Origin of the sequence: Gardnerella sp. 26-12, assembly GCF_001660745.1 — a bacterium.
Classification (GTDB): Bacteria; Actinomycetota; Actinomycetes; order Actinomycetales; family Bifidobacteriaceae; genus Bifidobacterium; species Bifidobacterium swidsinskii.
The window spans coordinates 22283-22537 of sequence record NZ_LWSR01000019.1; the positions used below are offsets into that span (position 1 = coordinate 22283).

1 protein-coding gene is annotated in these 255 nt (G+C 52.9%); it reads left to right on the plus strand.

Annotated elements, in window-relative coordinates; all coding sequences use genetic code 11:
- Positions 1-33: 33 nt before the first annotated feature.
- The coding region (locus tag A5295_RS06580) for a hypothetical protein (RefSeq protein ID WP_219723390.1) at positions 34-255 on the plus strand (222 nt) is incomplete at its 3' end.

A 255-nucleotide genomic window follows, 5' to 3' on the forward strand; every position in this document is an offset into this window, starting at 1 on the left:
TACGAGCACTAAAAGAGGACTGGGCGCATTGACTTGCCGGAGCGCTTAAAGCGTAGCGCGCGGAGGCACTTCAATGCGGAAACTCGCTTAAGTTGGAAGTCCAGTGGACTTCCAACGCGAGTTTCGCAAGCGAGCGTAATAAAACGCGAGCGTATCGTTAAAAAACGTTTAAGAATAAAGCGCCCGAAGGAACGCTCGCGCGGTCTAGGTGCGCTCGCTACTGAGCTTGCGTTGAAAGCACACCGTGCTTTCAAC